The sequence below is a fragment of the Bacillus sp. GMs2/2 genome (assembly GCF_050172095.1).
In the GTDB taxonomy this organism is placed as follows: domain Bacteria; phylum Bacillota; class Bacilli; order Bacillales; family Bacillaceae_G; genus Bacillus_A; species Bacillus_A cereus.
In genome coordinates this window covers 1-10144 of the sequence record NZ_JBNLYE010000152.1, presented here as the reverse complement: position 1 = coordinate 10144, position 10144 = coordinate 1, and the positions used below count along the sequence as shown (strand labels likewise).

Below are 10144 nucleotides of genomic sequence, written 5' to 3'. Positions count from 1 at the left end.
ACTTACAGTAATGTTGTAATATTCCCCCTCAGTCTCTGAAATCCTGCAAAGATAACTCGTCAAAATATGCAGTGACCAAATTAATATTTACCGTCAACTTTTGACAAAATTTATAAAGGACATTTCAGTACATATCAAGAATTAAGAATAAGAAGATATGTAAGGGAGGATGCATTATGACTGAACAAGTTTTATTTTCTGTTAGTGAAAACGGCGTTGCGACAATTACTTTAAACCGTCCAAAAGCACTTAATTCTTTATCTTATGACATGTTACACCCTATCGGACAAAAACTTAAAGAGTGGGAACACGATGAGCGTATTGCACTTATCGTGTTAAAAGGAGCTGGCACAAAAGGTTTTTGTGCAGGCGGCGACATTAAAACTCTTTATGAAGCGCGTTCCAATGAAGTGGCATTGCAACATGCAGAACGTTTTTTTGAAGAAGAGTATGAAATTGATACATATATTTATCAATATACAAAACCGATTATTGCTTGTTTAGATGGAATTGTAATGGGCGGTGGTGTCGGTCTTACAAATGGTGCGAAGTATCGCATTGTAACTGAGCGTACGAAATGGGCAATGCCAGAGATGAATATTGGCTTCTTCCCAGACGTCGGAGCTGCATATTTCTTAAATAAAGCGCCTGGATATACAGGACGATTCGTTGCTTTAACAGCATCTATTTTAAAAGCTTCTGACGTATTATTTATTAATGCTGCTGATTACTTTATGACATCTGATTCATTACCAGAGTTTCTTACTGAACTTGAAAGTGTAAATTGGCATAAAGAAGATGATGTACATACTAATTTAAAAGAAGTTATTCGTACATTTGCAACTGCTCCAAACTTAGAAAGCGAGCTCGCTCCTTCATTAGAAGTAATCAATTCACATTTTGCTTTCGATACAATTGAAGAAATCATCCATTCATTGGAGAAAGATGAAAGTTCCTTTGCTCTAAAAACGAAAGAAACACTGTTATCAAAATCCCCTATTTCACTAAAAGTAACATTAAAACAGTTTATTGATGGAAAAGATAAATCCGTTGAAGAATGTTTCGCTACGGACCTTATACTTGCTAAAAATTTCATGAGACATGAAGATTTCTTCGAAGGAGTACGCTCCGTTGTCGTTGATAAAGATCAAAATCCGAATTATAAATATAAACAGTTAAGTGACGTTTCAGAAGAAGATGTGAATCGTTTCTTTAACTTACTTAATGCATAAAATGAAATTGTCATGAGGGGGTGTTTCGTTCATCCCCTACCTAACTTCTTTGCTTCAGCTAAATCTTGTGCGGTGAAAATCTTACTACCCGCAAATAGCGGGATAAAATCGAAGCTATATAGTAGTGTAATTACAGCTACTATATAGCCTTTTTTATTTAATTATTTTTAACAAAATTTAATTTTATTAAATCCATTTTTGTGCTACACTGATTTTAATCAAATATTCTAAAAATAAAAAGGAGGGGCGGCTATGATAGAAAATTATCTTCTTTTCATCATTATGTCTATTTGCCTTATCATTTTACCTGGTCCAGATACAGCAATGGCTACGAAAAATACATTGGTTGCTGGTAAAGTCGGTGGAGTGAAAACAGTGTTTGGTACATGTATTGCACTATTAATTCATACTTTAGCTGCTGTAATTGGTCTTTCTGCACTTATTGTAAAGTCAGCTCTTTTATTTTCTATTTTCAAGTACGTTGGGGCTCTATATTTAATTTATATTGGTATTAAAGCCCTTTTAGCAGTAAGAAATAAAGAAGGCATTGATACGAACGATATATCTTTAAATAATGAAGATGAACACACCTCTTGCTTTCGACAAGGGTTTCTTACGAATTTATTAAACCCTAAAGTTGCAGTATTCTTTTTAACGTTTTTACCGCAATTTTTAAATCCAAATCATAATACGTTTATCCAACTACTCGTAATGGGCCTTACTTACCTCGTTTTAACAGCCATTTGGTTCGCTTTTTATATATTTTTAATTGATAAAATTAGTGCTTTTATGAAAAAACCGAAGACGCAGCGTTATATTCAAGGGTTAACGGGAGTCGTCTTAATTGGTTTTGGTATTAAACTTGCTTTTGAAAAAAGTAATTAACAAGATGAAAACCACCACTATTAATAGTGGTGGTTTTCATTTAATAACTAATTTGGCTGTTTATTTTATATTAAAACCAGCGCTCAGTTACAACTTTTTTACGTGTATAGAATTGAACGCCATCTGTGCCATTTGTACCTAAATCACCAAAGAATGACGCTTTATTTCCTGCAAATGCGAAGAATGCCATTGGTGCTGGAACATTTACGTTTACACCGATCATACCAGCATCGATATTATCACGGAACGTTTGTGCATGTTTACCGTTTGACGTATAAATAACTGCACCATTTGCAAATTTAGATTGATTTGTTAGTTTAATACCTTCTTCTAAATCTTTAACTCGTACAATGCTTAATACTGGAGCAAAAATCTCATCTTGCCAAATTTTCATTTCTTGATTCACGCCATCAAAGATTGTCGCACCTACAAAGTAACCTTCTCCAACTTCTTCATTAATTTTACGGCCATCTACTAATAAAGTTGCCCCATCTGCTACACCGCTATTAATGTAGCCTAAAACGCGCTCTTTATGAGATTCACGGATTAATGGTCCAACATAGTTCTCTTCGTTAAAGCCATCGCCTACTTTTAATTTTTTCGTTTCTGCTACTAATACATCAATGAATTCATCAGCAATTTCATCCACTACTGCTACTACTGAGCATGCCATGCAGCGCTCTCCACTACTTGCAAATGCAGATCCAATTACACCTTGTACTGTTTTCTCAAGATTGCAATCTGGCATTACAATCGCATGGTTTTTCGCACCTGCTAACGCTTGTACACGTTTTCCGTGTTTCGTACCTGTTTCATATACGTAACGAGCTACCGGCTCAGAGCCAACGAACGAAACAGCCTGAATATCTTTATTTTCTAAAATGCTATTTACAACATCTTTTCCGCCTTGTACTAAATTTAATACGCCTTTTGGGAAACCTGCTTCATAGAATAATTCTACAAGTCGCTCCGCTAAAAGTGGCGTTCTTTCAGATGTTTTTAATACGAATGTATTACCGCAAGCAATTGCAAGTGGGAACATCCATAACGGAATCATCATCGGGAAGTTAAATGGCGTAATACCAGCAACAACTCCGATTGGGTAGCGCCAAATCGATCCATCAATTCCGCTAGCGATATTCGGAAGTGCTTGACCCATCATTAAATTTGGCGTAGATGTTGCAAGTTCTACCGCTTCAATACCACGCTGTACTTCACCTGTTGCATCCGTTAGCGTCTTACCATTTTCTAGCGTAATGATTTTTGCAAGCTCATCTTTATTTTCTTGTAATAGCTGTAAATATTTATATAAATTTCTTGAACGATTTGGAACTGGTACTTTAGACCATGTTTCGAATGCTGATTTTGCCGCTTCAACAGCTTTTTCAACATCTTCTTTTGGAGATAGTGGAACGTAAGCGATAATTTTTCCAGTCGCTGGATTTGGAACTGCTTCTACTTCCGTACCTGTCGATTCAACCCACTCACCGTTAATGTGATTTTTTACTCGTTTAATTTCAGTTGTAATCATTGTATTCTCTCCTTTGTATAATTTATTTTTGATTAGAAATTAATTGCTCGCTAACTTTCTTATATAAAGCAGCCATATCATTTTCACCATATCCAGCTTGACTCGCTTCGTCATATACGTTTAGTAACATTTCGCTTACCGGTAAATGGAGTTCGCTTTCCTTAGCTAAGTCAACTGCAAATCCTAAATCTTTCTTCAATAAGTTCACAGTAAATCCTGGCTCGTAGTTTTCAGGTGCTATAAAACTTTTATAATTACGTTCATAAATTCTACTTTGACCGTAACTTACATTTAAAATATCAAACATTTTATCTAAATCCATATTGTTCTTTTTCGCTAATGTTAAAGCTTCACTCACACCAGCTGTATAAAAACCGATTAATAAGTTATTAATTAACTTAACAGTTGTACCACTATCAATCTGCTCACTAACGTGGAAAATGTTCGCGCCTAGTACGCCCATGATAGATTCCGTTTTCTCATATACCTCTTTTGATCCACCAACCATAAACGTTAATGTTCGGTTTTCGGCTCCGATTACACCACCGCTCACAGGTGCTGCTAAAAAGTCTACTTTCTTTTCCTTTGCAGCTTCCTCTAATTGTTTGTTTAACTGCGGCGATACCGTACTTGTATCAATGAAAACTACATTCGAGTGACCATTTTCAAATAATCCTTCTGCTCCAAAATATACCGCTTCAACAGCGCGAGGTGAAGGTAAACTTGTAAAAACTACATCACATGTTTCTGCTAGTTTTGAGATTGATAGACCGATAATTCCGCCTTCTTTTTCAAAGGACGCTTCCGCCTCTTTATTTAAGTCCACGCCATATACTGTGTAACCTGATTTAACTAGATTTTTTGACATTGGAAGACCCATGTTACCTAAACCGATAAAACCAATCTTTTTCATATCGCTTTCCTCCTATTTACACAATATATTTCCCGCGATTTATAATAGCTTTCGCAATTTCTCTCTTCTTCGTAAATACGTTCGTGTATAAAGGCACTAATAATTGACGGATTTCAGCTAAAATCACATTTCTATCTTGTTCTTTTGTGACAGCTGCTGAAAGTACAGAAATCGCCGCTTCTTCTACTTTACGGTATCCTTCTTCACAAATAACATCCGTTATGAGTTGCTTCGTACGTTCTTTTTCCTCTCCATTTTTACGTACCGCTTTTCTCGTACGTAAAAACGCTGATTCCATGATGTACACGTCCGTCAACATATTTGATATTACACGTGAATATTCTTGTTCTTGGTCAATTTTTAGACCTGGAGTTTTAGAGAGCGTTTTCAAAGATTGTTTCAACAATTTTTTCGCTAATAAAATGTAACGATGGTTTCTTTCTACATTTGCTACATTACTTTCTACTTCAGTATCTTCTAATTGTTCGATTTGTTTCATTAACATTTTAGCAACTGTTAATCTATTAATTTCGTTCGTTCCTTCAAAAATACGACTAATTCTTGCATCACGATATAATCGTTCTACCTCATACTCTTGCATATAACCGTAACCACCATGAATTTGTACAGCTTCATCTACGATATAAGCAAGTGTTTCAGAAGCATTTACTTTATTCAGTGCACATTCAATTGCAAATTGAGACATTTTCTTCATAAGATCTTCATCGCTCTCATGAATTGCTTCATCGATTACACCTGCTGTACGATATGCTGCACTTTCGGCTCCATATGTAGCAATAATCATATTTGCAATTTTCTCTTGAATCATCGTAAAGTCTACTAATTCCGTTTGGAACTGTTTTCGCTCTTTTCCATATTGAACCGACAAACCAATTGCTTGTTTTGCTGTTCCAATATTCCCAAAAGCAAGTTTAAGTCTAGCAAAGTTAAGAATATTAAGGGCTACGTGATGCCCTTTCCCAACTTCCCCTAAAACATTTTCAGCAGGGATGACAACATCTTCTAAAATAAGAGTCGCTGTTGAAGAACCTTTAATCCCCATTTTCTTTTCTTCTAATCCAATAGATACACCTTCACATGTTCTTTCGACAATAAACGCTGTCATTCCTTTATTTGTCTTCGCAAAAACAACGTATACATCTGCCATATGAGCATTTGTAATCCATTGCTTCTCACCATTTAACTTCCAAGCTGTTCCCTCTTCATTCAATATGGCGCTTGTTTTTGCACTTAATGCATCCGAACCAGCATTTGGCTCAGTTAAAGCATAAGCCCCAATCCATTCTCCCGATGCGATTTTCGGTAAATATTTTTCTTTTTGCTCTTTCGTTCCATAATATATGTAAGGCAATGTACCGACACCAGCGTGTATATTAAAAGAAACGCTAAACGCACCAGCGTAACCCATTTTCTCTGCTACAAGACCTGAGACAGCCTTTCCTAACTCGAACCCGCCATAATCTTCTGGTACCTCAATGCCTAATAATCCAAGTTCCCCAGCTTTCTCAAATAATTGACGAGAAACTTTATAGTTATGTTGTTCAATATTCTCCATTTGTGGAACAATTTCTTGTTTAACGAATTGTTCTGTCGTTTTTGCGATTAAATCTTCATCACCTGAAAAATCTTCTGGTGTAAAGTAAGTATGATTTATATCTTTATTAAGCGAAAAAAATTCATCCCATGGTAACTTCGTTTTCTCCATATGTATCCCCCTATCATTCGGCTTTCATAGCTTTTTGCTTATGCTCGTCTACGATGAGTGGAATATCTTTTTTGAAAATAGAAGGCGATAATTTTTCACATCAAGCATTTTATTTTGCCAAAGATGTATTTTCATCGCCTTCGCTGCTTTATCTATTGATCTTCTGATAATACTGTTTTTGCAATACCAGTATCTAACTCTTCAAAGTCATGATATGAAATTGTTTCGTATAATTCACTTCTCGTTTGCATATTAGAAAGTGCATCTTTTTGAGAACCTGTTTCTTTAATTAAAGCAAACACATTTTCATATGCTTTCGCTGCAACGCGAAGTGAAGTTACAGGATAAATAACCATTTGGAAGCCCATATTCGCAAATTCCTCTGCACTATAATATGGAGTTTTTCCGAATTCAGTCATATTCGCAAGCAAAGGTGCATTTACCTTACTATTAAATAGACGGAATTCTTCCTCTGATTGAAGCGCTTCGGGGAAAATTGCGTCTGCACCTGCTTTTACATATGCATTTGCTCTTTCAATTGCTTCATCTAATCCTTCAACGCCGCGAGCATCAGTACGTGCTACAATGTATAAGCTCGGTGCAACTTCTTTAATCGCTTTAATTTTTTGAACCAATTCTTCTGTAGTAACAAGTTTCTTACCATTTAAATGTCCACATTTTTTTGGTAATTGCTGATCTTCAATTTGGACAGCTGCTACTTTCGCTTCCACCATTTCTACAGCTGTTCTCGCCACATTTAGTACACCACCAAATCCTGTATCAATGTCAACAAGAACAGGTAAGTCTGTAGCTCTTACTAAATCTCTTGCTCTCTCAGCCACTTCAGTAGACGTCACGATACCTAAATCTGGTAAGCCTTTACTTGCAGTATAAGCAGCTCCTGATAAATAAAGAGCTGAAAAACCTGTATTTTTTGCAACAAGAGCTGCCATTGCATCATGAGCACCTGGAATTTGCAAAATTTCATTTGCTTCTACTAAAGCTCGGAATCGATTCGCAAGCTCCTCTTGTGTTGACTGCTTTTTCACAACCCAAGCCATTCTAAATTCCCCCTATTATTAAATTAAGAATAGATCTACAAATTCGTTTACATTCATATTTTCTAGTTTTTCTTCATTTAAACAAACTTCATGAATTTGTTCTTGTTGCTTACTAGAATAATGACCTGCCATATTTGCAGTGAATTTTTGAACAACTTTTGGAATTGCTTCGTCTCTACGGAAGCGGTGACCAAGTGGATATTCACATTCCACATTTTCTGTTACTGTGCCATCTTTAAAGTGAACTTGAACAGCGTTGGCGATTGAGCGCTTGTTCGGGTCAAGGTAATCTAAACTGTACTGTTTGTTTTCAACAACAACCATCTTATTACGTAATTCATCTACACGTGGATCGTTTGCTACTGCATCTTCATAATCGTCTGCAACGATATCTCCTTTTAATAAACCAATTGCCGTAATGTATTGTAAGCAATGATCACGATCAGCTGGGTTATTTAATGGACCTTCTTTATCAATAATACGAATTGCTGATTCATGAGTTGTAATTGTAATACGGTCAATTTCATCTAATCTCTCTTTAATTTCCGGATGCAACTTCACTGCACATTCTGCAGCCGTTTGTGCATGGAATTCTGCTGGATATGACACTTTAAATAATACATTTTCCATTACATATGACTCTAGTGGTCTTGCTAATTTTAATTCTTGTTTATTGAATAATACATCTTGGAATCCCCATCCTGGCGCAGATAATGCTGTTGGATAACCCATTTCACCTTTTAGAGCAGTCATTGCAAGATGAACACCGCGGCTCGTTGCGTCACCTGCAGCCCATGATTTACGTGAGCCCGTATTTGGAGCATGACGATATGTACGAAGACTAGAATTATCAATCCACGCATGTGATAATGCATTAAAGATTTCTTCACGTGTTCCGCCAAGCATTTTCGCAACTACTGCAGTTGTTGCTACTTTTACATATAATACATGGTCAAGACCAACTCTGTTTAAGCTGTTTTCTAAAGCAAGCACGCCTTGAATTTCATGTGCTTTAATCATCATTTCTAATACTTCACGTACTTTTAAAGCTTCTTTTCCTTCTGAAATACGAACACGGCTAATATAATCTGCAACTGCTAAAATTCCGCCTAGGTTATCAGATGGATGTCCCCACTCTGCTGCAAGCCAAGTATCGTTATAGTCTAACCAACGGATCATACATCCGATATTAAATGCACCTTTTACTGGATCTAGTACATAAGACGTACCTGGTACACGTGTACCATTTGGCACGATTGTTCCTGGCACAACTGGTCCTAGTAATTTCGTACATTCTGGATATTGCAGTGCTAAAATTCCACATCCAAGTGTATCAAGTAATACGTAACGAGCTGTACTGAATGCTTCTGCACTAGTAACCTCTTTATTTAATACATAATCGGTAATCTCTTCTAATAATGCATCTTTTTGCTTAATTTCATTTGTTTTAATCATGCTATTCTTCCCTTTCTGTCGAAAATTCGTTATTATTAATGATGGGTGTCGGTCAAACACCCATCTGGCGGGCGGCGCTAACAACTCCCCAGTTGTTCTTATTTACTAAGTACATGTCGCTCGCCAATATAATTTACACGTGGACGGAACAAACGATTATTTGCATGTTGCTCAATAACGTGCGCACATAACCCCACTGTTCTAGAGCTAAAGAAGATTGGTGTGTAAAGTTGAATTGGAATACCTAGCATCCAATATACTGGAGCTGCATAATAATCAAGATTTGGATAAATTCCTTTTTCTTTTTCCATAATCTTTTCTCCAGCTTCACACATTTCATATAGTGTATAATCACCTTTTACATCACATAACTGTTTTAAAGCTTCCTTCATCATAAGTGCTCTTGGATCCATCTTCTTCATATAAACACGGTGTCCAAAGCCCATAATTTTTTCTTTGTTATATAGTTTCTTCTGTAATAACTCTTCAAATTTCTCAACATTACCAGCTTCTAAAAGCATGTACATAACCGCTTCATTTGCACCGCCATGTAAACTTCCTTTTAAAGATGCAACTGCACCTGTTAGAGCACCGTATAAATCTGATTGTGTTGATGCAATAACGCGAGCTGTAAATGTAGAGTTTGGCATTTCATGCTCACTATATAAAACAAGGGAACGATCAAAGATCTTTTCCTCAAGTTCAGTTGGTTTTTTACCAGTTAACATATAGAAGAAATTCGCACTATAAGATAATTCTTTAAGAGGTTCAATTGGCTCCTCATTATTTAAAATATGATAGCTATTCGCTACAATGTTTGGCACTTTACTTAACAGCTTGTACCCTCGGCTTTTATTCACTTCTAACGAGCGGTTTTCGATATCATTATCGTAACCAGCTAACGCTGATACACCTGTACGTAATCCATCCATGGGATGCGTCTCTTTAGGCAATGCCTTTAGTACGTTGAATACACCTTCTGGTACTGCATATTCTTCTTTTAATTTCTTTTCAAGTGTTGCTTTTTCATCTTCATTCGGTAGATGTTCCTCCAATAAAAGGTGCACAATGTCTAAATACTCTTTTGTTTTTGAGAGTTCGATTAAGTCATACCCTTGAATTACAATTTCACCTTTTACTGTGTCAAGAAACGAGATTTTCGTCTCCGCTGCCACTATACCATCTAATCCCGGGGAAAATTTTTCTTCAGCTTTCATCATTATTTCCTCCAATCCTAATAGATCTTCGTGCACATAACTGTAAGCCTTTACAATATTGTGAAACTACATTTCTATTTCAATGTATCAGAGTTTTTAGAAGATTTCAATTTATTTTATAATG

Annotated in this window: 8 protein-coding genes; 2 read left to right on the top strand and 6 right to left on the bottom strand. The window is 36.2% G+C overall.

Annotated features, from left to right (window positions below; translation table 11 throughout):
* The first annotated feature begins 176 nt into the window (after positions 1-176).
* Positions 177-1232 (top strand): enoyl-CoA hydratase/isomerase family protein, encoded by a 1056-nt coding sequence (locus tag ACQGS6_RS17655; RefSeq protein WP_426965363.1) that lies wholly within the window; start codon positions 177-179, stop codon positions 1230-1232.
* Positions 1233-1484: 252 nt separating this feature from the next.
* Entirely contained in the window at positions 1485-2117 is a 633-nt protein-coding gene (locus ACQGS6_RS17650; protein ID WP_000572358.1) for a LysE family translocator, read from the top strand.
* 70 nt (positions 2118-2187) lie between these two features.
* Here the strand turns inward: ACQGS6_RS17650 and ACQGS6_RS17645 are convergent, their stop codons facing one another.
* The 6 genes from ACQGS6_RS17645 to mmgD form a co-directional block, all read right to left on the bottom strand.
* Entirely contained in the window at positions 2188-3648 is a 1461-nt protein-coding gene (locus ACQGS6_RS17645; RefSeq protein WP_000633364.1) for a CoA-acylating methylmalonate-semialdehyde dehydrogenase, read from the bottom strand.
* Positions 3649-3670: 22 nt separating this feature from the next.
* Positions 3671-4561, bottom strand: a complete 891-nt coding sequence (locus ACQGS6_RS17640; protein WP_000719411.1) for an NAD(P)-dependent oxidoreductase — start codon at positions 4559-4561, stop codon at positions 3671-3673.
* A gap of 16 nt (positions 4562-4577) precedes the next feature.
* The gene (locus tag ACQGS6_RS17635; protein WP_000415985.1) at positions 4578-6287 is read right to left on the bottom strand and encodes an acyl-CoA dehydrogenase family protein; all 1710 of its coding nucleotides are present in this window, start codon (positions 6285-6287) and stop codon (positions 4578-4580) included.
* A 152-nt stretch (positions 6288-6439) separates the two neighbouring features.
* Complete coding sequence (gene prpB, locus ACQGS6_RS17630; RefSeq protein WP_000312639.1) at positions 6440-7348, bottom strand: methylisocitrate lyase; 909 nt, start codon at positions 7346-7348, stop codon at positions 6440-6442.
* Positions 7349-7366: 18 nt separating this feature from the next.
* Positions 7367-8803, bottom strand: coding sequence for a 2-methylcitrate dehydratase (prpD, locus tag ACQGS6_RS17625; RefSeq protein WP_000598123.1), 1437 nt, complete (start codon positions 8801-8803; stop codon positions 7367-7369).
* Positions 8804-8901: 98 nt separating this feature from the next.
* Positions 8902-10023, bottom strand: coding sequence for a citrate synthase (gene mmgD, locus ACQGS6_RS17620; RefSeq protein WP_001987369.1), 1122 nt, complete (start codon positions 10021-10023; stop codon positions 8902-8904).
* Positions 10024-10144 lie beyond the last annotated feature (121 nt).

What these genes read in the sequence shown, in the direction of transcription:
- ACQGS6_RS17655 (WP_426965363.1), top strand. Translation starts at nt 177, where the DNA reads ATGACTGAACAAGTTTTATTTTCTGTTAGTGAAAACGGCGTTGCGACA.
- ACQGS6_RS17650 (WP_000572358.1), top strand. Translation starts at nt 1,485, where the DNA reads ATGATAGAAAATTATCTTCTTTTCATCATTATGTCTATTTGCCTTATC.
- ACQGS6_RS17645 (WP_000633364.1), bottom strand. Translation starts at nt 3,648, where the DNA reads ATGATTACAACTGAAATTAAACGAGTAAAAAATCACATTAACGGTGAG.
- ACQGS6_RS17640 (WP_000719411.1), bottom strand. Translation starts at nt 4,561, where the DNA reads ATGAAAAAGATTGGTTTTATCGGTTTAGGTAACATGGGTCTTCCAATG.
- ACQGS6_RS17635 (WP_000415985.1), bottom strand. Translation starts at nt 6,287, where the DNA reads ATGGAGAAAACGAAGTTACCATGGGATGAATTTTTTTCGCTTAATAAA.
- prpB (WP_000312639.1), bottom strand. Translation starts at nt 7,348, where the DNA reads ATGGCTTGGGTTGTGAAAAAGCAGTCAACACAAGAGGAGCTTGCGAAT.
- prpD (WP_000598123.1), bottom strand. Translation starts at nt 8,803, where the DNA reads ATGATTAAAACAAATGAAATTAAGCAAAAAGATGCATTATTAGAAGAG.
- mmgD (WP_001987369.1), bottom strand. Translation starts at nt 10,023, where the DNA reads ATGATGAAAGCTGAAGAAAAATTTTCCCCGGGATTAGATGGTATAGTG.